Annotated in this window: 19 protein-coding genes; 12 read left to right on the plus strand and 7 right to left on the minus strand. The window is 45.2% G+C overall.

Features of this window, described 5'->3' with window-relative positions; translation table 11 throughout:
• Positions 1–22: 22 nt before the first annotated feature.
• From GTH32_RS15945 to GTH32_RS15975, 7 genes are all read right to left on the minus strand, one after another.
• Entirely contained in the window at positions 23–826 is an 804-nt protein-coding gene (locus GTH32_RS15945; RefSeq protein WP_246223291.1) for a 5'-nucleotidase, lipoprotein e(P4) family, read from the minus strand.
• A 138-nt stretch (positions 827–964) separates the two neighbouring features.
• The gene (locus GTH32_RS15950) at positions 965–1,402 is read right to left on the minus strand and encodes a MerC domain-containing protein (RefSeq protein WP_246223292.1); all 438 of its coding nucleotides are present in this window, start codon (positions 1,400–1,402) and stop codon (positions 965–967) included.
• Between the two features lie 29 nt (positions 1,403–1,431).
• Entirely contained in the window at positions 1,432–2,022 is a 591-nt protein-coding gene (locus tag GTH32_RS15955; RefSeq protein ID WP_163087592.1) for a ZrgA family zinc uptake protein, read from the minus strand.
• A 209-nt stretch (positions 2,023–2,231) separates the two neighbouring features.
• Positions 2,232–2,624, minus strand: a complete 393-nt coding sequence (locus GTH32_RS15960; RefSeq protein ID WP_163087594.1) for a YybH family protein — start codon at positions 2,622–2,624, stop codon at positions 2,232–2,234.
• A 335-nt stretch (positions 2,625–2,959) separates the two neighbouring features.
• The gene (locus GTH32_RS15965) at positions 2,960–5,038 is read right to left on the minus strand and encodes a TonB-dependent receptor plug domain-containing protein (protein ID WP_163087596.1); all 2,079 of its coding nucleotides are present in this window, start codon (positions 5,036–5,038) and stop codon (positions 2,960–2,962) included.
• A gap of 63 nt (positions 5,039–5,101) precedes the next feature.
• On the minus strand, positions 5,102–5,473 hold the full coding sequence (locus tag GTH32_RS15970) for a hypothetical protein (RefSeq protein WP_163087598.1): 372 nt from the start codon (positions 5,471–5,473) through the stop codon (positions 5,102–5,104).
• Between the two features lie 123 nt (positions 5,474–5,596).
• A complete protein-coding gene (locus GTH32_RS15975) occupies positions 5,597–6,904 on the minus strand; it encodes a sigma-54 interaction domain-containing protein (RefSeq protein WP_246223293.1) in 1,308 nt (435 codons plus the stop codon).
• A 160-nt stretch (positions 6,905–7,064) separates the two neighbouring features.
• On the opposite strand from GTH32_RS15975, the gene GTH32_RS15980 reads away from it, so the two are divergent.
• From GTH32_RS15980 to GTH32_RS16030, 12 genes are all read left to right on the plus strand, one after another.
• Positions 7,065–7,649 carry a Tll0287-like domain-containing protein gene (locus tag GTH32_RS15980; RefSeq protein ID WP_044058382.1) on the plus strand — a complete coding sequence of 195 codons (585 nt, stop codon included), beginning with the start codon at positions 7,065–7,067 and terminating at the stop codon, positions 7,647–7,649.
• 290 nt (positions 7,650–7,939) lie between these two features.
• A complete protein-coding gene (locus tag GTH32_RS15985; protein WP_163087600.1) occupies positions 7,940–9,520 on the plus strand; it encodes a cytochrome ubiquinol oxidase subunit I in 1,581 nt (526 codons plus the stop codon).
• Positions 9,517–10,653 (plus strand): cytochrome d ubiquinol oxidase subunit II, encoded by a 1,137-nt coding sequence (cydB, locus tag GTH32_RS15990; protein ID WP_163087602.1) that lies wholly within the window; start codon positions 9,517–9,519, stop codon positions 10,651–10,653. The genes GTH32_RS15985 and cydB overlap by 4 nt, the downstream gene beginning before the upstream one ends.
• Before the next feature lie 10 nt (positions 10,654–10,663).
• Positions 10,664–10,777 carry a cytochrome bd-I oxidase subunit CydX gene (cydX, locus tag GTH32_RS15995; protein WP_163087604.1) on the plus strand — a complete coding sequence of 38 codons (114 nt, stop codon included), beginning with the start codon at positions 10,664–10,666 and terminating at the stop codon, positions 10,775–10,777.
• 82 nt (positions 10,778–10,859) lie between these two features.
• The gene (locus tag GTH32_RS19530) at positions 10,860–11,366 is read left to right on the plus strand and encodes a 6TM ABC transporter family protein (RefSeq protein ID WP_246223294.1); all 507 of its coding nucleotides are present in this window, start codon (positions 10,860–10,862) and stop codon (positions 11,364–11,366) included.
• A gap of 44 nt (positions 11,367–11,410) precedes the next feature.
• Entirely contained in the window at positions 11,411–12,481 is a 1,071-nt protein-coding gene (locus GTH32_RS16000) for an ATP-binding cassette domain-containing protein (protein WP_246223297.1), read from the plus strand.
• The gene (locus GTH32_RS16005) at positions 12,478–14,094 is read left to right on the plus strand and encodes an ATP-binding cassette domain-containing protein (RefSeq protein ID WP_163087606.1); all 1,617 of its coding nucleotides are present in this window, start codon (positions 12,478–12,480) and stop codon (positions 14,092–14,094) included. The genes GTH32_RS16000 and GTH32_RS16005 overlap by 4 nt, the downstream gene beginning before the upstream one ends.
• A gap of 132 nt (positions 14,095–14,226) precedes the next feature.
• Complete coding sequence (locus GTH32_RS16010; RefSeq protein ID WP_163087608.1) at positions 14,227–15,180, plus strand: cation diffusion facilitator family transporter; 954 nt, start codon at positions 14,227–14,229, stop codon at positions 15,178–15,180.
• A gap of 559 nt (positions 15,181–15,739) precedes the next feature.
• Positions 15,740–16,996: a sugar MFS transporter gene (locus tag GTH32_RS16015; RefSeq protein WP_425482379.1), complete on the plus strand. Its 1,257-nt coding sequence runs from the start codon at positions 15,740–15,742 to the stop codon at positions 16,994–16,996.
• A gap of 9 nt (positions 16,997–17,005) precedes the next feature.
• Complete coding sequence (locus GTH32_RS16020; protein ID WP_163087658.1) at positions 17,006–19,531, plus strand: glycoside hydrolase family 3 protein; 2,526 nt, start codon at positions 17,006–17,008, stop codon at positions 19,529–19,531.
• Positions 19,532–19,922: 391 nt separating this feature from the next.
• Complete coding sequence (locus GTH32_RS16025) at positions 19,923–21,833, plus strand: TonB-dependent receptor plug domain-containing protein (protein WP_163087610.1); 1,911 nt, start codon at positions 19,923–19,925, stop codon at positions 21,831–21,833.
• A gap of 65 nt (positions 21,834–21,898) precedes the next feature.
• A complete protein-coding gene (locus GTH32_RS16030) occupies positions 21,899–23,053 on the plus strand; it encodes an HmuY family protein (protein ID WP_163087612.1) in 1,155 nt (384 codons plus the stop codon).

Genomic DNA, 23,053 nt, shown 5'->3' on the forward strand with positions numbered 1-23,053 from the left:
TCAGCACCTGCTTACTGTTAAATCACCAAGAGCCATACATAGGGTTAGGTAAGATGAACAGGCTTTTACCTACCTTAGGCAATAAGGCATCTACATTGGCATGCTCCTGCGTCACGCCCTCAAAATCTTCAATGTTGTCACCAATTTGCATAAGTAACCTGTGCTGGGCTTGCCAAGTGGGCTTGCTTGCCGTTGTCGAATTAGAACAGTTGACGGTACCTTGTTTAAGTTGGCTGCGTCTTAAATCTTTATCATTAATAACAGTGTTACCGTCTATCGCCGTTTTATCTTGTGCCGTGCGGCCTAGAATACAGGTATTTTCAGCGGTTAAAGGTAAGCCTAATGCTAATAAGTTTTGCCAGGTTGCATCATCCATAGACTTGTCGCGGTTGGTCACTAGAGCCACTTTACCTCCTCGCGCGACAACCTCATTTAAAAAGGCGGTTACGCCGGGTACTGCTGTGGCTTCTTTTCGAGCAATCCAAGCATTCCAACTTTCTGAGGAATAGCCCAAGCCTTGCTGTTCGCGTTCTCTTTGATATTGGCTATTGTCTAGAACCGTTTCATCAACATCCATAACAATCACATCGCTTGGCTGTAACGACGCCGGCAGGGCTTTTGTCGCTTGCGCATAAACGTAGCTGCTTAGTAGCGGGTATTCTTTGCTTTCGGTTTGGTATACCACGGCGGTAGACAGGGGGTAATTTTCCGCATTAGTTTCCGCTTGTATAGCGCCAGTAGTGCTAGCGCAGGCGCCCAACGTTAGCGAACAGATGATTAGAGGAAGTGTGCGTTTGCTAAGCAAAGCCGTTGGGAATGAAAACAAAATAAATTTCCTTAGAATTTTGAATGCGATGGCTTGGTGTCAAACAATAATGCCAGCAGGTTATAATGAAACCACCAGTTTATGCTGCCAGAGGATAAAAGAAAGTATAAATTTCGAGGGCTTAGATTAATTACCGCATTATTGCGGTAAAGCGGGCTTACGTTTGCCTAATCGGTAGTTTACGGTATGCACCGCCACGATAATTGCCGACCCGATGACACTTACAACCACTTCACCTGTTTCGCCCAAATACGCATGACCCAGCCACAAAGGGCTGCTGAGCACCACAAGACCCAATATCCCCGACATTGCTAACCCCCCTTTTTGATGATGAGAGTAGCCAATAGCCAAGGCTAAAGCACCGCTGGGTACCACAAAAAATAACATCACACGATGAAAGGTTTCATCATTTAACAGAGCAACGCCTGCAAGAGAAGGGATGGCAATAAGCAAAATAGGGGTAAATAAGCAATGTAATACGCACATAGACGATAATAATATGGCTAGCTTGTCTGTGCGTGTTTGTAATTTAGGTGCAAATTTTGGCATTGATGAATCCGTAAACGTGTTTCTCATTTATAACTCCACATCAGTCACTGTTAATCTTAGTGGCGCAGAAAAAGCGTATTAGCATTCGGCGTGATTATTTGCATACCTTGGCCTGTATCCGTAGCCCATTGCGCGTCAATCGATACCAAAGAGGGTGAAATCGTGGGTAAGTTTACTGATATAGACGTAATCGCTTCTTTGCAGTCAATTTGATAGACAGCTTCTACATCTTCATGGGCATGTGCTTCTTCATGCATCCTTTCATCGTGCGCATTCTCGCTGTGACGAGGAGGTTCGCCATCTGCATGAAAGGGCCAAGGTAAATTTACGGTGGCACCTTGAAGTGAGCAATTTCCCTGCACTTTTATAAATGTATCGAAAGATTCCGCCTGAGCAACGAAGTGCCGTATGTGTGATTTCTGTTCATCTGTTTCAGGGGCATGCTCAAAGCCAAACGCGTCATCGAGGGGTAATGAAAGCGTTAACTGCCATTGATTCTCAACCTGCAAAATTTGCAGGCTTCCTTGACCATGACGGTGTTCATTCTCAGCGGCTTGGGCAGATCCAATCATAAGTATAGCGCCAGCTATCGTGACCAACCCCGCCACACCTAATGTAAATGTTCTAATCAAGAAACTGACACTCATGACAATTACCCTTTGCTTAATTGTTACAATATAACATATCTAAAGTTGGAATTGTTATATTATCACATTTGCGTTGGGAAGACATTAATATGAAGTTATACCCAGCGGCATTGGACGTATTATTTTTGCTTGCAAGCGAATAGTAAAAGAGCAGGGGATCCTGCTCTTTGGGGTGACGGTATAGGGGCGCGGTATGTACGACTTTCACCTTAGGCGAAATCAAGCAAATCAGTGCCGAAGAAATTATCGATGATACATTTCCAGGTATCGTCGCTTTGGCGCTGCATCACATAAACAGCACGTTTACCTTCGCAAGGAAGCGCATGGGGAGTATGCCTTGGAACGAGATAGAGTTTCGCTATCACTAGCGCCACATCCCCTGCCTCAATCACGATTTCGTCTCCGGTCGTGACAATATGCTCAGGCATAAATTTCTGCTGAAATTGGTTGAGCGCTGAAATGCAATCGCGCTGTGTTGCGCTATTTATGGGGCTAGCTACCACTTTTGCGTTATTACCATAACAGGCTGAAAGGGCGTCTTTATCACCTGCATTCACCGCGCTATGCAAATGGTGTAATACATGGGTTATCGCGTTGTTCATGGCTGTCGTCTCGTTTTAGTACCGAAACAGCGAGCCTATAAAAAACCCGCCGTAACGGCGGGTTTTAGTGAAGGTTTTATTTACACACTAACGTACCCGCCAATTCCTAAGAATAGCGAGAATAATAATGCTTAGTACCGATTGTGTAATGGGCATTGTTTTCGTCAGGTATAAATTCATACCAATAGTATTCAACGTGGTGTGTGAAAAGTCAACGGTAAAGCTATACTGAGCTTTACCGTCTTTTTAAAAGGGCTGTAAACCCAGAGATCCCTTACTCATTTTCTTGTTAAAAGGTAGGGGCTGGGTTTACCTGATAAGTGTTACTGTTTCACCTAAAACGCCAGTTGAAGCGATAGTTGCCACTCTCTGCCTGCACCTGGTACTTTCTCTCCTGTGGCAATATTGGCATCACCCGATACTCTATTTATACCGGCAGTATGCGCAGCGTAGTACTTATCGGTTACATTTGAAATCCGTGTGCTAACGGCAAATACGGGGGTAAGTTGCCATTTTGCGCTTAAGTGTAAAAGGCCATAGCCCGCGGTAGCGGTTTCGCTTTGCAAGGCGGAAACATGGGATTGACTGCCTACCAATTCAGACGTGGCTTCAAGGGAGAGCGGGGAAGCGAACAATGCGGTTTGCCATTGTAAACGGGTTACCAGGCGCTCGGGGGCTATCCGAAAAAGCGCATCGTCAATGTCGTCTCTATTGCCATGGGTGTGGCTTGCCAGCATGTCTAAGGAGAGGTTATCTAAAAGTTCACCGTGAAGGGTGATATCAACGCCTTTAATTACCGCATCGGTATTGGTCCATTGAAAAGGAACGGTACCACTCATCATATTAGAAAACATGATAGCTGATGTATTTTCGCTGGGCATTCCAGTGATGTAATTCTCTATATCTTGGTAAAAGAGCCGCGGAGAAATCGTCCAATTTTTTGCGCTAAAGGTGGTACCGAATTCAATTTGGCGTGCGGTTTCTTCTTCTAAAGCCGTATTGCCTATGTAATTAAACCCATCTGCCATACCGCCGGTTATTGCCAATGGTAGCCAGGTGTATAACTCATAGTAATTGGGCGCCCGGTTTTTTTGAGATACCCCCGCAAAGAACATAGCATTGTCGCCAATGGCTGTTTCAAGGGTTGCCGCTAAATCTAACATAGTAAAACGCTTCTCTCGGTCGGCACCATTAAAGCTTATGGCGAGGCTCGCAACTGCATCGTTCATCATCTCCATATTTGAGCCCACATCGTTTGCTTCTGCATTCACCTGTGTAAAACGGGCGCCAAATTGATACTGCACCGTGTTTCTTACACCTTCCCACTCAGAGAATAGGCTGTAAGTATCTTGCTCGGTGGAGGCAAAATTATTGATGTAAAAGCTGGCGTCATTTGGGTTGCTGATGGTGGAATTATTGCGTTTGTGAGCAACATTGGCACCTAGAGTAATCGTACCGTTATAGAGAGGGGTGACATAAGACGTGTTAAATCCCTGAGCAATGGCGTCCGCGTCATTTTGCCTTGCCATACTGTCCATCATCACGGGGCGTTGTCTGAAGTTATCCATAGCGTGCTGGTTACTATTGCCAAATGCATTTAAGACAAAGTACGTGTTATCAGAAGCTTGGTATCGATAGCCTAAGCGATACCAAGCTGCGTCGATAAAGTTGATGTCCATGGCTAAAGCCGGAGTGCCACTTTGATTTGTATTTAGCGCTTGATACGACGCGGTAAATTGGTGATTGCCCTGCTCATAGCCTGCCCGTAATTTTGCGCCGTTACGTAAATACGCGCTATTAGGAATAGCGATATCGTCAGCGGCCTCCCGCTCATCCCGTTGTTGATGAGTGAACGCGCCAGTTAAAAAACCACTTTCGAAACGGTATACGCCATTAGCTTGATATTGCTGTCCTGTGCCAGGAGAGAAAAGTGCGCCATTAAAATTAGCCTTTAAACCTTCTGCCAAATTAAATAGGGCACTGTCATCGGCGCGTATATCGAGCTTACCGCCAAGGGTTTGTACACCAGCGCTTACCGGCACAATACCGCGATAGAGTACCGCCTGAAGGCCGGGCTCGGGAAGTACGTGAGAGAGAGGTGAGTCCATTGCGTTTGGTCCAGCCCCTTCGATATCTACGCCGTCTATGGTTATGCCCACTCGATCGCCGTACAAGCCGCGATATTGAACAAGGCCAGTAACAGGGCCATTTCGGGTAATACTCACCCCCGTCAACTTCTCTATTTGATCGCCAAAATCGGCATCGGTATTTGATGAAGTGTTGATACGCTCAGCGTCTATTTGGGTAAGCGGGCTTCCGATAACAGTAATTATTTCGCCTTGTGAATCTTGTGCTAAGGCGCATTGGGTAACACCTTGGGCGATAACCGCCAAGGCTGTCAGTGTTTTTTTCATAACGTTTCCATTTATAGAGGTATTAGGTTGCAAGTTGCCTTGCTCGAAATACGAAGGAGGCAGTTATGAAAATGGCGGCGCTCTGCCAATGGGAACCGTGTAAGGGTAGGCGGTATAGGGGCGCTGAACGAGTGACTCAGTAAGCGCATAGAAGCGCTGAAAGAAAACACTCACCTGTAAATCGTAGTTAACTGAAGTATAGCTGGGTAAATCGGCTAGCGTACCATTGGTACAGTCGATGCTTTGAGGAGACGTTTTTACTAATTCAGGGCTGACAAAAACGAATTCACCGGCCAATTCGGAAGCGCTAACGGACACATAGCGCATGGTTTTACCGGTACATATAAGTTCGATATCGGGTGTTTCACTACCCACGCGGTTTTGAGCATTGTCCATAGAATAGGCAGCCAGCCCTATGGCCAATGCATTTTGCATTAGCAAAACAATACACACAAAAAAAGTAAGTAGTGCTTTAATAGCGCGCCTTTAAAACTATCAAAAATATGAGCATAGTATAATAGCGTTAGAGATTAGGTGTTTGCTAGTAAATTTTTTGCACTAAGGAGCGTTTATTTTTAATGCTTGTAATTTTCTGTACAAGGTTCGCACACTTATTCCTAACGCATCGGCTAAGTCTCCAGTATTGCCGGTGTAGACATCGACTTTATCTTTCAAATAATGTGCTTCGACTTCCGCTAGCGTCATTATGCCTTTTTCTCCCTGTGGTGATAAGTGAGCCGTTTGCTGTGTCGATGCGCAGACATATTCAGGTAAATCGCTAGGCCCAATGATTCTATCATCAGCCATTAGAATTGCTTGCTCAACTATGTTTCTAAGCTCCCTTATGTTGCCGGGGAATGTATACTTCTTAAGTGCAGCTAAAGTAGGTTGAGACAAGGTTTTATCGCTGCCTAATGTATTTAATATATGTTTTGCTAGCAAAACAATATCATTATTGCGTTCACGTAATGGAGGTAAATGAATCGAGAGCCCAGCTATTCGATAATATAGGTCGTGGCGAAATTTTCCAGCATTAACAAGCTCCAATAAATCTTTGTGGCTGGCGCAAATTAAGCGAAAATTTGCCTTTTTAATGGCTATACTTCCTACTGGCCGATACGTCTGTGTTTCTAGTAAGCGTAAGAGTTTAACTTGCATAGCAAGAGGGATATCACCTACCTCATCGAGAAATAGCGTGCCGCCCTCAACCGTTTCTATCAGCCCTTTCTTTTTATTTACTGCGCCGGTAAAGGCGCCTTTTTCATGACCGAATAACTCAGATTCGAATAGCGCATCAGTTAGGCCTGTACATTCAATGACGACAAAGGGTTTTTCAGCGCGATGACTACTGCTGTGAAGTGCGTGAGAGACGAGTTCCTTTCCCGTGCCGGTTTCGCCGTGTAAAAGCACAGAAATATTTGAGTTGGCAGCACGGTTGATTTTGCTCAACATGGCCTTAAACGCATCAGATTCGCCCACCATCTTTCCTTCGGATGAGGTGTTTGAGGCGTAAGCTAGTTTGTCGAGTATCTCTAGGTAACCAAGGAGTTCTCCTTCGCCATCAATGATAGGCTTCATACGAATATCGCAGTAACTTTGCCCCTCATTGGTGGCGTGAACATGCACCACGCTGGCGGTTTTCCCTGTTTCTTTAGCTTGCTCCATTGGGCAGTTTTCACCACACAGATCGCATGGTTTGCTATTGCGGTGAGATACTTGGTAGCAGGTACTGAAGCCCAGCTTAATGGTAACAGGATAGGTATCTCTATAGGGCTTGTTAACGGCTTCTATTACATAGTCTTGGTTGATGAAAATTGCGGGTTTATCAATAGCATCGATCATTCCCTGAATGATGGAGATATTCATACCTTTGCTGCCCTACGTTGGTTTAGCCTCGTTTTATTAGTTAAAGACTATCATATTGGCATATAGATTGTTGTGGATTGCCATAGCGAGGTTTAGTGGCCCTTGCATTAGCAACTAATCTCGATAGCCGATATCTGTGAATAAGAGAGGAAATCAAGTGATGAAAGTAACGTTAATTTTACCCTTAAGTATATTTGCGCTAAGTACTACTTTTGCTTTTGCGTCCAATGTAACGATAGAAAGCGAATCCGTGGGCGATTTAAAGGCGAGAACCCTTGTCGCGCGGCAGCATGCGAAAGCCTTAGGCGGTGCATTAAAAGCGCGTTTGCAAGAAGCTATTGGTCAAGGTGGTTTGGTCAAGGGGATTGAGGCTTGTAAATTAGAGGCTGGGCCGATAGCTAAAGCCATTAGTGGTAATGGTTGGACTGTTGGGCGCACGGCCCTGCGGGTACGCAACCCAGCCAATACCCCTGATGCTTGGGAACGAGAACAACTTATCGCGTTTTCTAATCAATTATCGGCTCAATTTGATGGACCACTTGAAGCCTCCCATTATGATAGCGCGACAGGTGAATTTAGATACTTGAAAGCCATAAAAACTGACGAAATATGCACGGCATGCCATGGCCAGTCTGTAGCCCCAAGAGTGCAGGCTGCAATTGATGACGCCTATCCAGAGGACGAAGCTATGGGGTTCGATATTGGCACGTTACGAGGAGCATTTACCCTGACATATACGCCTTAGCACACAGGGGTATAAGGGTAAAAACGGGACATGTGTCAAATATGGCGCTTTGTTTGTCAATTTTGGCGTAGTTAGCAAAGGTTATCTTGCGTTGGATCAAAATTCGCTTTTTCCGCGCATGCCATAATTCTCCCGCATAGTAGGAAATCCCTGTAGTTAGGGCAAAAACCTATTTTATGTACTTTTACTGCAAGACTGGAACAGAGAATGCTCTGCGCCCTTCTGTAGAGAAACTGCGCCCTTCCACATTGGGCGCTTCCAGCACACTTAAAAGATGAGGGAGATCACCCATGAGCGATACGTTAGTAGAACTATCGCGGTGGCAGTTTGCGTTAACCGCAATGTTCCACTTTATATTCGTACCCCTAACCCTAGGACTAAGCTTTCTGCTTGCCATTATGGAGTCTGTCTATGTGATGACGGGCAAAGAGATTTACAAACAAATGACGCAGTTTTGGGGAAAGTTGTTTGGGATTAATTTCGCAATTGGTGTGGCAACAGGCTTAACCATGGAATTTCAGTTCGGTATGAACTGGTCGTATTACTCACACTATGTGGGGGATATCTTTGGTGCGCCGCTTGCCATTGAAGGGCTGATGGCCTTCTTCTTAGAGTCTACCTTTGTGGGGTTGTTTTTTTTCGGCTGGGACAAGATGTCGAAGGTTAAACACCTTATGGCAACGTGGTTAGTTGCCATTGGTTCAAATTTCTCTGCCCTATGGATATTAATCGCCAACGGTTGGATGCAGTATCCTATTGGGGCTGAATTTAACTTCGAAGCAATGCGAATGGAAATGACAAGCTTTGCGGAAGTGATATTTAACCCTGTAGCCCAAGTTAAGTTTGTTCATACGGTATCAGCAGGTTATGTCACCGGTGCTATGTTTGTGCTCGCCATCTCCAGTTACTACTTGCTCAATCATAAACATATCGCCTTCGCACGACGCTCATTTGCCATTGCGGCAAGTTTTGGCTTGGCCGCGACGCTTTCCGTCATTGTGTTAGGGGATGAAAGCGGATATGAACTCGGTCATGTCCAACAAGTGAAGTTGGCTGCTGTGGAAGCGGAATATGATACACATCCAGCGCCCGCGCCTTTTACGCTCTTTGGTTTGCCTAATGATGAAACCCAGGAAACGGAATATGCCGTTCAAATTCCATGGGCAATGGGGATTATCGCCACCCGCTCGTTAACCGAAGAAGTGAAGGGGATAAAAGAAATAAAAGCAGAAAATAGAGCGCGAATTTTAGCAGGAATCAAAGCCTATGAATTGCTCGATAGTGTGCGCAGCGGAACCGCATCTGAGCAAGAAATCGCCACCTTCGAGGCGCATAAAGACAGCTTAGGGTATGCCATGCTGCTAGAGCCTTTTACCGATAATGTAGCTACACCTTCTGAAGCGGCAATTCAGCAAGCTGTTGACTACAGCATTCCCCCTGTAGCGCCCCTCTTTTGGAGTTTTCGTATCATGGTAGCGGCTGGCTTTATCATGCTTGCTTTGTTTGTTTGCGCTTTCTATTTCAGCACTAAACATAAGATTACTCAACCACGCTGGCTATTAAAGTCGGCATTGTATGGCTTGCCGCTACCTTGGATAGCCTGTGAAGCAGGGTGGTTTGTGGCGGAATATGGTCGTCAGCCTTGGTCGATTGCCGAAGTACTGCCTGTTCATGCCTCTGTTTCTAACCTAGCCATAAGCGATGTGGTGACCACCATAATTGCTTACACCCTTTTCTACACAATGATGTTCATTATTGGCTTCTATTTAATGAAAAAATTTGCCAAGAAAGGCCCCGTACCCCCTAGCGACAGCCAAACTGACTCAGATTTAGACTTTGTAGATATAGACAGCAAAGGAGCAAAAGCATGATTGATTATGAACTTCTTCGCATTATTTGGTGGTGCCTAATTGGCGTGCTACTTATTGGCTTTGCAGTGACAGATGGTTTTGACCTTGGCGTAGGTGCATTGCTAACACTCATCGGCAGGAACGACAAAGAACGCCGGGTCATGATCAATACTATTGGCCCCCACTGGGATGGCAACCAAGTATGGTTTATTACGGCGGGGGGCGCGATATTCGCTGCTTGGCCAATGATTTATGCCACGGCTTTTTCAGGCTTTTATCTTGCCCTTGCGCTCACTTTAATTGCGCTTTGGATGCGCCCAATTGGGTTTGATTATCGAAGTAAGTTGCCAAACCCACAATGGCGTAATGCTTGGGACTGGGCGCTATTTGCTGGCGGTATTATCCCTTCGTTGATTTTTGGTGTTGCTTTTGGGAACTTGCTACTCGGCGTTCCCTTCGAGTTGGATAACACTCTTAAGTCTACCTATACCGGCTCGTTCTTCGGACTACTCACGCCGTTTGCGCTTTTATCTGGCGTATTGTCGGTTGCCATTTTGCTAAACCATGGTGCAACTTGGCTGCAAATGAAAACCGATGGGTTTATTCAATCCCGGGCTAGAAATGTATCTAAGGTATTAAGTTTAGTGGGTGTGGCATGCTTTGTCTTAGCCGGAGTATGGGTGGCCGTTGGTATCGATGGTTTCGTTATTACGTCTTCCCTTGATACGCTGGCTACGTCTAACCCCCTCAAAAAAGAGGTGGCTATTCAAAGCGGTGCCTGGATGAATAATTACCGAGACTACCCTGTGACCATGATAGCGCCAGTCTTGGGTATTGTTGCTGGATTGGCCTGTGCATTTTTCTCTAATAAGGGAAATGCCGGTATGGCATTTGTGAGCAGTGCATTATTTATTGCAGGTGTCATTTTAACCGCTGGGATTTCAATGTTCCCATTTTTAATGCCTAGCGCCACCATGCCAGAAGCAAGCTTAACGGTGTGGGATGCCACATCAAGCCATTTAACATTGAATGTCATGTTTTTCGTCGCCTGTCTCTTTGTTCCTATTGTACTTAGTTACACAGCGTACAGTTTTTACGTTATGCGTGGTCGCATTAAAAGTGCTGATCTCGACCAATCTCATACCATCTATTAAGGAGTCGAAAATGTGGTATTTCACATGGATTTTAGGAGTATTACTCGCGTGTTCTTTTGGCATTATCAACGCCATGTGGTTGGAATCGACTGAAAACCTAGATCGCCCCGAAGACGCTGACTAAAAAAGTATGCGGCATCATATTCGGTAAAACGTGCGCGGACGATATCACTGTCTGCGCACTTGATAACTAAGTAAGAGTACCTGTGAAAAAAGAAACCGTTTCTGACAGACAGACATTGTCATCTTGGTGTAAGAGGTTAGACGATGCTCATAGGCTTGGCATGGGTTCGTCGCTTATGACACTTGTGGTGATAAAGTGTCTGTCACTTTTTTCTCTGGTGTTCGCGTTTTACTCCTTCGCGCACATTGCTCAGTCATGGATTGTGCTGAAGCAACCAGCAAGCCACGAACTTATCATTGGCATTATGGTGAGTTTATTGATTAATTGGGTATTAAATGGCGTTTATAACGTACAGTTAATGCGCAGTAAAATTAACACGCTTGAGCGCTTTGAAGGTCTACTTCATCACAGGTTTGCGACGCAGCAACACGCGTTGGCCCGCCAACATTCCAGTTTTTACTGGCAAGATGTCTGGCAAAATCAATTGGTCGATTTGGTCAATTGGGCATTTGAATATCGAACAGTACAAACGGTAGCGATTATCGCCCCGCTTTTAGCACTAGCAGTGATATTTCTATCAACCCTGTGATTGGCACAGGGTTACTTATCACCTTACCTGTAGTGCCTTTGTTTATGGTGATTGTAGGCAAGGGCGCCGGTGCACTGCATCGGAAACACTTTTTGGCATTAGCACGATTAGGTGGCATGTTTACCGACCGGCTAAATGCGCTCCCTATGCTGGCGAACTACAACGCGAATAAAAAGCAAACTGATTTATTGGTGGCAGCCAGTGACGAGCTTAACAAGCGCACCATGAATGTGGTGGGGGTGGCGTTTTTGTCTAACAGCGTGTTAGATTTCTTTGCGACCTTATCCGTGGCCTTGGTGGCGGTATTTATTGGTTTTTCGCTTCTAGGGGAGCTTAATATTGGGCCTTCTATCGAATTGAAAGATGGCCTTTGGATATTGTTAACCGTCCCTTTGCTGCTGAGCGAAATGAAAAAGCTAGGGGCCATCTACCATCAAAAAGCAAAAGCTGAGGCAGCCCAGGAAAATTTAGCGCCACTGCTTTCATCAACGGACATGCCATTTAACCCAGATAGCACTCAACCGTTTTCAGGCTTTGAGGCAAAAGCGTTTCGTGCGGGTGATGTATTGCATGCCGACAAACTCGTAATTTCTCCTCACGATCACATACTTATCAGTGGGGCTTCTGGAAGCGGTAAAACCTTGTTGCTTGAAGCGCTCTCGGCAAAAAGGGAAAGCTCCCATTGTTTAAAAGGCAAGGTGGTTTGGTTAACACAGCAACCGGTTGTTTTACCCTCAAGTGTGCGCCAAAACCTGTGTTTAGATGACGTATACGATGATGAAAAACTTTTGCAGGTGCTATTCCAAGTTGAGCTTACATCTTGGTTTGAAGCACTTCCTGACGGCTTAGATACGCAACTTTCTTATTGTCCAGAACTGTCGGGTGGCGAGGCACAACGTCTTTCATTAGCCCGAGCCCTGTTGCGAGAAGCCGACATCTGGTTGCTAGATGAACCCACTGCGCATTTATCTGATAGCCAACATCACAGACTGTCGCGGCTTATCCACTCTGTGACGCAAGATAAAACGGTACTGTGGGCATCTCACAAGGCATTACCAGCAAATTGGTTTACGCATTTTTGGAACGTTAAACATCAACAAGTGAATGTGCAATGACACACCGTAATCGTACTGAAAAGCCAGCTATATTAACCTTGCTTCTTGCTATTTTGCATGGTGCTGCGGGTTTAAGTATTTTAGTTATTTCTTCGTGGTTTATTGCGATTAGCGCTATTGCACCTTTAGGATTTAACTATGTTATTCCTGCCGTGGTTATTCGCGCGCTCGCCTTACTTCGCATCGCATCAGGTTATGCCTCAATGTGGGTGGGTCACAACGACTTACTTTACCGGATAAGTGGTGTGCGCTTATTGGTGTTTTCTCAGTTAACGAATGCGCATAGTGGAAGCCATGCATACTCTACTGAAGCATTAGCGCATCATACAGAAGAGGTCGCATCTATGTGGATTGCATGGATTGCACCACTTTCAAGTGTGCTTATTCTGTTTGTTAGTGTGTGTGTTGGGGCATCTACGTTCGGCTTACCCGGCGCGCCCATATTATGGGTTGGTTTTGTTGGTTGGCTATTCATCATGAGTTGGCAAGGGGTGAGAAGTTTGAAAGGTGCAGGCCATTATGCTGCGTCCACGACTCACTTTAGAGAGCAAACCACAGCGTTTTTTAATACCAGTGCTATTTGGCATCTTAAAAAAACCGATAGCATCACCTCAGGTCAGTCACCGCGATATCAGTTAAAAAATGTGCCTAGTGCTAAGCAGGTATGGCGAGATAACTTAACACAGCAAGCAAGCGCCCATAGCGCGGCATGGTTGTTTCAAGGCGTGGCCTACTGTTTACTTATAGGGGGGCTACTGGCAACGCCGAGTGTGTTTTATACGCCGCTGGCCATAGTGGTGCCCATGGTGTTGCTTGCATCACCAGATTGGGCGTCGAGCGCCTTTCACGCTGTCACGCGGGTTTCCCAATGGCAGCACAGTCGAAATGCCCTTAATGCCCTCTCTACAGTGCCTTATGATAATTTAAATAACGTCGGGTTTAATCAGCAACTGCAATGTGAACATTTAAAGCCCCTAGAGTGGCGCAGTGCAAGTGTTTCTGCTGTTGTTCAACGGCAAGGAATAACCTTATTGCAGGGCGCGTCTGGCAGCGGTAAATCAAGTTTGTTACAAGCCATAGTAGGTTTAATCCCAAGTACGGGAAGGCGTATTGTTGATGGTGTGCCCTTACCTCACGGGTTAATAGAAGGCTGGCGGTATGTAGAGCAGTCTCCTACCGTTTTGTCGGCAACGATTAAGCAAAATCTGGACCCTGCGGGCTTGGGTGTTACAGAGCAAAAAATGGACGAATGCTTGCGTGCACTCGGACTGGACTCGCTGTTACCGCTGGAAACCTGGGTTGGCAAGGCAGGGCGGCACTTATCAGGTGGAGAAAGTAAGCGCTTGGAGTTGGCTCGCGCTATCTTGTCATCGCCCTCGCTACTGTGTGTAGATGAACCATTCGAAGGACTGGATGCTGAATCTCAACAACGGGTGTGTACGCTACTTAAACGGGTGTCTGCTACCACACCAATAGTGGTTGCTTCACATGTTGTGCCCGCTACCTTTTCATTTAATGAGCTAATCTCCCTTGATAGCATTTCTTTAAATCCTACCTTCCAACGAATATACGACGGGCACAAACGTTTTACAGTTACCGAGACAGGACAGTAGGCAAGGACGTTAACTCGCGGCTAAACTACACATGCTCAAGTGCATTTACTTAGAGTGATAAGACTATTTATCTACAATTGGGCAGCCTAGTTAAGCTATGCTCGTTATCTAACCTACAGTTTGAGGGGTTTTATGCATCACCATCATCACCACTACCATACCCCAGATAAACCTGAAGGGGGCGCCGACAGTAAACGTATCGCATGGGCTTTCTGGTTGAATTTCATATTCACCATTTTTGAATTCGTAGGTGGGTGGCTAACCAATAGCGTGGCAATCATGGCCGATGCTGTTCACGACCTTGGGGACTCGTTATCTATAGGATTGGCGTGGTATCTAAGTAAATTGGGCCATAAAGCCGCAACCAATAAATACTCCTATGGGTTTAAGCGCTTAAGTTTGATGGGCGCAATGATTAATGGCCTTATTTTAGTGATAGGCTCGGTATGGATCTTATCTGAGGCTATCCCGCGCTTATTACAGCCAGAAATGCCGGTTACTGAAGGTATGATGGGTATGGCGGTGTTGGGTATTTTAGTTAACGGTTTTGCCGCGTATAAACTACATGGGGGCCACTCCATGAATGAAAAAGTACTCAACTGGCACCTTATTGAAGACGCCATGGGATGGGTGGCCGTTCTTCTTGTTGCAATCGTTCTTCATTTCGTTGATTGGCCCATATTAGACCCTGTGCTGTCTATTGTATTTACCCTTTTTATTTTGACCAATGTGCTTAGGTATGTACTGCAAACCATGAAGTTATTTTTGCAGGGCGTACCGGATGAAAACCAGCAAAAGGACATTACTGAAACACTACTCGAACTGCCCCATGTTGAAGAGTTACATCATGTGCATTTTTGGTCGTTAGACGGTGAACAGCATGTACTCACTGCTCACGTAGTAATTAATTGCAGTATAGATAACGATACCTTAATTCAGTTGAAACAAGCGGTTGCAGAAAAGCTTGCTGTCTTCGGGTTGGCGCATACCACTATTGAATTTGAACTTCCTGGGGAGCCCTGCCGTGACGATGCAGATAATTTACATATACACCCGCATCATCACGAACATGTGCATATAAAATAAAGATGCAGGTGGGCTTTTTTGAGCCTGATAGTAGGTTCGGGCAGTAAAACGCCCTATCTCTGTGCCAAAGCGGTGTTCATTTTATGCTTTCTTTTTATATGTTCTAGCACCTTAAAAGAAAGGCGTGTTTACATTCTGAAACAGCTAAACTGCTTGTGATGCGAACAAAGTGTTAATGGCCTTTTCGTTATCGCGTTAGCGTTGTAAGAGGTATACATGGCAGTTAAATCTTCTTTGTCATGCGCATTTTTGAGTATATTTATACGGCAAGTTAGCCAAGATAAGCTAGCTTACTAGGCGTTATACGCTACTCACCTCTGTATACAATAATTCATTTGTATACACTGCGCTGTCCATTTTCTAACACGGTTTTATTGCTATAAATTCATACTGATAAACTGATATTAACAAATAACATGTTTTTTACATTGAATTTGTTAACACTTCATGTAATTATTATTTAAAAATGTAAGCGCTTACAGGTTAAGTTTTTTTGCTCTTGTAAGCGTTTTCATTTTCGCCTTTTATAAAATGACATAATCAATATTAGAGGTATAAAGTGGCCACATCAGTTCAATCCCACTCTGCGCAGGCGAGTTCGCCTTTACCTGCTGGCGGTTACCGCTTTGCGCTAATATCGTTAACCACATTATTTTTCATGTGGGGCTTTATTACCTGTCTTAACGACATCCTTATTCCTTATTTGAAAGGGGCATTCAACCTTAGCTATACCCAAGCTATGCTCATTCAATTTTGCTTTTTTAGCGCTTACTTCATCGTATCTCTTCCCGCTGGCATGATAGTGTCGAAAATAGGCTATCAAAAGGGAATAGTACTGGGCTTAGCTATTGCGTGTATTGGTTGTTTATTGTTTTATCCTGCGGCGGCCCATGGCATTTATGCGGTTTTTCTCATTGCGCTATTTGTACTTGCCAGTGGTATTACCATCTTACAGGTGTCGGCGAACCCCTATGTTACTGCCTTAGGAGACCCAGATACTGCTTCGTCGCGACTCACCATGACACAGGCGTTTAATTCGCTAGGGACTACCGTGGCGCCATTTTTTGGTTCCTACCTAATATTTGGCGTAAGCGGCGAACACAATAGTGCTACTGCCTCGGCATCTGATGTTCAGGTGCCTTATCTTATTTTGGCTCTTACCTTATTACTACTTGCCTTAGTGTTCTTATATTTAAAGTTACCTAAGCTTCATCAAACTAATGCTAATACAAAAGTGTTTTCCGGAGGTGCTTGGCAGCATCGTCATCTGGTATTGGGGGCGCTCGGTATTTTTATGTATGTAGGCGCTGAAGTGGCTATTGGTAGCATGATAGTGAACTATCTGGCTAACCCCTCGGTGGCAGGCTTGTCAGAGGGCAAAGCCTCTAAGCTACTGGCCTATTTTTGGGGCGGCGCCATGGTGGGCCGATTTATCGGCGCCCTTGTCATGCAGAAAATTTCTGGCGGTAAAGTTTTGGCATTTAACGCCTTTATGGCTATTGCGCTAATACTTATTTCCATAAATAGCGAAGGCGCTGTGGCGCTATGGTCGATGCTAGGTGTGGGATTGTTCAACTCTATTATGTTCCCCACTATTTTTAGTCTTGCGCTACATAAGTTAGGTAAACACACACCGCAAGGCTCAGGCATTTTATGCTTGGCCATTGTCGGTGGTGCAATTATACCGCTACTTCAAGGTGTGCTTGCCGACAACGTTGGCGTTACCCTTTCATTTTTATTACCCGCCGCCTGCTATGTGTATATTGCGTACTATGGCTTGGTCGGCTGCCGTGTAAACCCTATTAAACCAAACTAAGGAAGAATGATGAGAACAAAAATTCTTGCTTCATTTATTTCAGCAGTCATTCTCGGTGGTTGTACTACCGCTACCGAAGATACTGCCACTGAAGCGGTCAGCAAAGCCAGCGACATATGGCCTGAATTGGCAATAGAGGTACAGCCTGATCCAGCGGTGGAGCAAAAGGTTACTGCACTTATGGCCGACATGACATTAGAGCAAAAAGTCGCCCAGATGATTCAGCCAGAAATTCGAAACATATCTGTTGAAGATATGCGTAAGTATGGCTTTGGGTCGTACCTTAATGGCGGCGGCGCTTTCCCCGACAATAACAAACATGCGACGCCGGATGATTGGGTGGCGCTGGCAGAAAAGCTCTATCAAGCCTCTGTGGATGATAGTTTAGATGGCTCTAGCATTCCTACTATGTGGGGAACCGATGCGGTTCACGGTCACAACAATGTTATTGGAGCTACATTATTCCCTCATAATATTGGCTTAGGTGCCGCAAATAACCCTGAACTGATGGAAAAAATTGCCCACATTACAGCCAAAGAAGTGATGGCGACAGGGATAGATTGGGTATTTGCACCGACAGTGGCGGTAGTGCGTGATGATCGTTGGGGGCGTACATATGAGAGCTACTCAGAAGATCCCGCCATCGTACGTGAGTACGCGGCCTCGGTAGTGAGAGGGTTACAAGGGGCAGCTGATAAAGACTTTTTAAGCGATCAACGTGTCATCAGCACAGTTAAACACTTTGTGGGTGATGGTGGAACCGTAGGCGGAGACGACCAAGGTAATAATATCGCTAGTGAACAAGAATTGTTTGATATTCACGCCCAGGGCTATGTAGGCGGGCTGAGCGCAGGCGCCCAGTCAGTAATGGCTTCATTCAACAGCTGGAACGGTGAAAAGTTGCATGGACACAAATATCTTCTTACCGACGTATTGAAAGATCGTATGGGGTTTGACGGCTTTGTGGTGGGTGATTGGAACGGTCATGGCCAAGTTAAAGGTTGCAATAACCAAGACTGTGCTCAAGCCATCAATGCAGGGTTAGACATTTTCATGGTGCCCAACGATTGGAAAGCCTTATTTGAAAATACCATTGCGCAAGTAAAAGATGGCACTATTGCAATGTCGCGTATTGATGATGCGGTACGTCGTATTTTACGCGTAAAAGTGCGTGCTGGCTTGTTTGAAAAGCCAAGCCCGGCGAACCGTCCTTTATCGGGTGATAAATCGCTTATTGGCGCTGAAGCGCATCGCGAGGTTGCTCGTCAGGCTGTTCGTGAATCTTTGGTATTGCTAAAGAATAATGATCATGTGCTTCCTCTTAAAGGCGCACAACGAATTTTGGTTGCAGGCGACGGCGCGGATAATATCGGCAAACAGTCGGGTGGCTGGAGTATTACTTGGCAAGGTACTAACAACACCAACGATGATTTCCCAGGCGGCTCATCAATATTTGATGGTATTCAATCTCAGGTAGAAAATGCCGGCGGGGAAGCGATACTATCTGTAGATGGAAGCTTTGAAACTAAGCCAGATGTAGCGGTTGTGGTATTCGGTGAAGAGCCTTACGCTGAAGGGCATGGCGATAGAGAAACCTTAATCTATCAAAACGGCACGAAACGCGATTTAGCGTTACTTAGCAAGCTTAAAGGGCAGGGGATCCCGGTGGTTTCTGTCTTTATTAGCGGCCGACCTATGTGGGTGAACGCAGAGTTAAATGCGTCAGATGCGTTTGTCGCAGCTTGGCTACCAGGCTCCGAAGGTGCTGCGGTAGCAGATGTATTATTTGGTGAGCACGACTTTAAAGGGAAGCTACCATTCTCATGGCCCGCTACCCCCGAGCAAATTGTAAATGTCGGTGATGAAGACTACGCACCACTGCTTCCATATGGGTATGGTTTATCATTAAGCGATGAAAGCGAGCTAGACAATAACTTAAATACTGAAGTGAAAATTGATGCGAGCGCCAGTCAGCCTATGGAAATCCTGAATGGCGCCGTACAAGCCCCTTGGGTACTATGGCTAAACTCTGCTGATGAATCTCTGTCGGTTAATGCAAGTATTCATAGGGTAGGTGCACTGACCTACCGTACCGTAGATAAAGTTGTGCAAGAAGATGCACGCAAGTTAACCTTTGATGGCAGCCAGTATGCCGCCATGCGCTTTGCCAGTAAGAGTTTCTTTAGAGAAGATCTAAGTGCCCAACTGGTGATGAATTCAGCGTTAACCTTTGCTGTTAACCGTCATAGCGAGATTACCGCGCCACTCACTATTGGTATGAACTGTGAGGGCGAGGGAGATGCTCCAGGAAGTTGTTCTACGCAGATTGATATTAGTGAGCAACTAAATGCGCTGCCAAAAGATAGCTGGTCATCTATGAGTATTGATTTGCAGTGCTTCGTTAAAAAAGGTATTGATTTTACTGGCCTAGTAGTACCTTTTGAATTAGGTACGGCAGGTAAAGCGAGCCTTAGTGTAGCGGATATTCAATTTACCCCTGAACGTGCTGAACAAGCTGTGCTTAGCTGTCAGTAAACTAGATATATCCCGTGTTTATCGTTAAAAACCGCTAAGTTGGATACTCCACTTAGCGGTTTTTTTGTACACGTTATACCTATTACCAACCATTACTTTTTCTATATCTACTCTAAACGTCTGCGTTAGTTTCTGTACTGTCTTTACCTCGCATATACGCATAACTACAAAATTTTAAAATACCGTTTTGTTTTATGTTGTTGTTTTTATTATTAAATTAATAGATTTAACCGTATTTTAAAATTCTCTCTTGCAATTTTTTAGAAACTAAATAAGATCAAATGCAAATTATTATCATTTGCATTACATAATTATTATGCGTGTTTCTATTGTTCCACTCTCTTTTGTCTGTGGCCTTTTGGCAAATAGTGTTTCTTCCACCACGAGGGCTATGCCTATAGATATTCCTGCCGATGATAACCGCGATATTGAATATAGGGTGGTGACAGGAACGCGTTCGCCTACGCTACTCTCAAACTCCCCGATTAAGGTTGATGTTATTGATAAAGATGCTATTGCGCGTTTAAGTAAGGGCACCTTAAGGCAGGTACTAGAAGTTATGCCAGGCGTTGTTGTACGGCGTAGCCAAAAAGACGGTTACAACGTTCAGCTCCATGGTTTTAACGGTGATCACGTACTGGTACTCATTAATGGCCAGCCCATTATTGCGCCTACCGGCTCCTCGGTAGATTTGGACCAAATTAGCGTGGCGAATATCCGCCAAATCGAAATCGTACGTGGCGCTGCGTCCGTTTTGTACGGTAGTTCGGCCATGGGCGGGGTTATCAATATTATTACGGCAAAACCAGTAAAGAACACAGCGACATTGGATTACGAGGTAGGGCATTACACTGACGATGGCGTTAGTGGCGATACATTAACCCATACCACACGGATAAATGCGGCAGGAAAAATGCGCGGCTGGCAGGCAGCAGTAAGCGCACAACATATCACAAACCCCGGCTTTGATTATGATGAGACGAGTGTTGCCCACGATGGCGGCGCAGTGGACAAAACGTTTGTCAAAATGGCCCTTTCTACACAATTCGATAGCACAGATTTCGCGTATCAAATGCAATTTTTTGATGAGAAGAAAGACCGTCCACAATCAGCCATACCGGGCCAAAGTAGCATTATTAGCTATCAATCAGATGTCGAACAGTGGCAACACGATTTTTCTGTAAAGCAAGCCGGCCTTTGGCATGTAAATAGCCGCTATCTCGCGCATGATGAAACGAGCGGCAATACAAACGGGTTAAGAGAAACCGATATACAGCTGGGTGAAATAGACGCGCAGTATCAGTTTCAAAGCAACGTTCTTACCATGCCAGTAAACTGGGTAAGTGGTTTGGTGCTACATGCAGACAATTTAGATCAACAAAATGTAGAAACCGGCGTTATTGAAGTAGATGATGTTAGTAGACAAAGTGTTGAAGCCTATCTGCAAGCCCAAGGACAATTCAAGAATACGCAGTTACTTGCGGGTGTGCGGATACAAAACGACTCAGATTTCAACTGGCATACTGCAGCCAAATTAAGCGCTAACCGTAAATTTAAATACAACACGCTTTCAATTCATCTGCGCGGCGGCGTAGGCAGCAGCTACCGGGTCCCTAATCTAAAAGAACGTTATTATGTTTTTGACCACAGTAATTTAGGTTACATGGTGCTCGGCAATGCACAGTTGCAGCCAGAAACAGCATTAAGTAGCAATGTAGGGGCAAGCTTTAATTGGTCTATACCCGACACGCAATGGAGCCTAAAAACAGACATAGAGTTCCACTATACCGATGCAACAGACTTCATTATTGCGCTAAGAGATGAGGATGCTTCTAAAAACGCCGGGCTAGATATATCGATATACAACAATTTAGATGAGGCCCAACTCTATGGCGCAGATCTCAGTGTTGCTGTGCAAAACGATAATTGGACGTGGCAAACAAACTACAGTTACCTTCACACTGAAGACAAAGAGAGTAACCGATTACCAGAACGCCCTACACACTTAATTAAAACCGCGTTGACCTATCAGTTTTCTCGGTCTGAGACCAGTATTCAGGTTTATGCGGTACATGAAAACGATGTTTCTCCCACAGCGGGTTATACCCAGACCTCGCACGATGCTTATACCACCGTGAACGCGGTGCTTCAGCACCAATACAATAGTGCTATATCAATGCGCATAGGCGCAGAAAATATCTCCAATGAGCATCGCTCACCAGATGCAGTAAGTGCAGGTGTATTTGATGCCCGGCCCATTTCTTCCCGGCGTGTTTATGTCTCGGTACGGTACGCGTTTTAACCATAAATACCATTTAGTTTTGCCACAACACTTTAAAAATGAACAAATAAAAAGAGGAAATTAAAATGAAACACACACAATTAGCTTTTCTTATCGCCCTTAGTTTAGGGTTAGCCGCCTGTGGCGGTTCCAGTGATGATACGCCTGTGAACGTAGATACAGGCGTTGGCGTGGATGATGGCACAGAAGATACTGGCGATGAAACACAGGGCAGTACTGACGAACCTAACGATGAAGGCACCATTTATGGGCCTTTTAGTACAGGCAGTACTGCAGAGCCCGTGGCGGTTTATTTTGATTTAGATACCCAAAGCCAAATTACACTCACCGAAGAAGAAGCCGCGGTTAACACCCAATGGGATATTGGCTTTCAGCGCACCAATGTATTTTTAAATACCCATCAAGAGGCCCCTGTTAGCCTTTATTTTACCGGTAATAACGCAGATTTTTTTGACGATGAAGGTAATGCAATTGCCGATAGCTTTCTTAATGCGACGGCTGACAGCGAACTTGACGACTACCTGACAGTTACGGCGAGTGATATTCCCGATGACGCTGAGTTTGTTAGCGATAGCGAAACCCAGGTTATTGGCACTACCTTTTATAACTATGACACGACTACCCACGTGGTAAGTGCCGCGGATGACGTTTATTACATCGTTTCTTCCGATGACAACTACACCAAATTTCACGTCACCGACATAGTAACTGAAGGCTACGGAATGGGCGAATTGACCCTAAACGTCATGCACCAAAGTGTATTAGACGGTCAAACTGAATTTGCTGAAGCAGTAGCCGTTAGCGCAAATTTAGTGGGCTGTACTGAGGCCGCTTACATCGACTTTGACCTTCAACAAACGGTTACTGCTAGCGATGACTGGGATATTAGTATTCCGTGTAGCGATGGGGCGGGTGAATTTGCCATAAATCTCGCCGATGATGCCTCAGTGCTTAGAACAGATGCGCAGACCTATGCTGGCGTAGACGATGCGGCTGCAGCTTTCTATGGCTTTAGCAGTGAAACAGTGAGTGCCTATGCGATTAGTGAAAACAACTGGTACTACTATGATAGTAGTTCGCACTTACTCTACTCTCAGTTTGGCGTGTATCTTATTAAAGCGGGTGACACTGTGTTTAAAATGCAAATTACCAGCTACTACGATGAGGCCGGTACCTCGGGTAATTACAGCTTCCGTAGTGATGCGTTAACCGCGGAGTAA

Source organism: Alteromonas profundi (assembly GCF_010500865.1).
Classification (GTDB): Bacteria; Pseudomonadota; Gammaproteobacteria; order Enterobacterales; family Alteromonadaceae; genus Alteromonas; species Alteromonas profundi.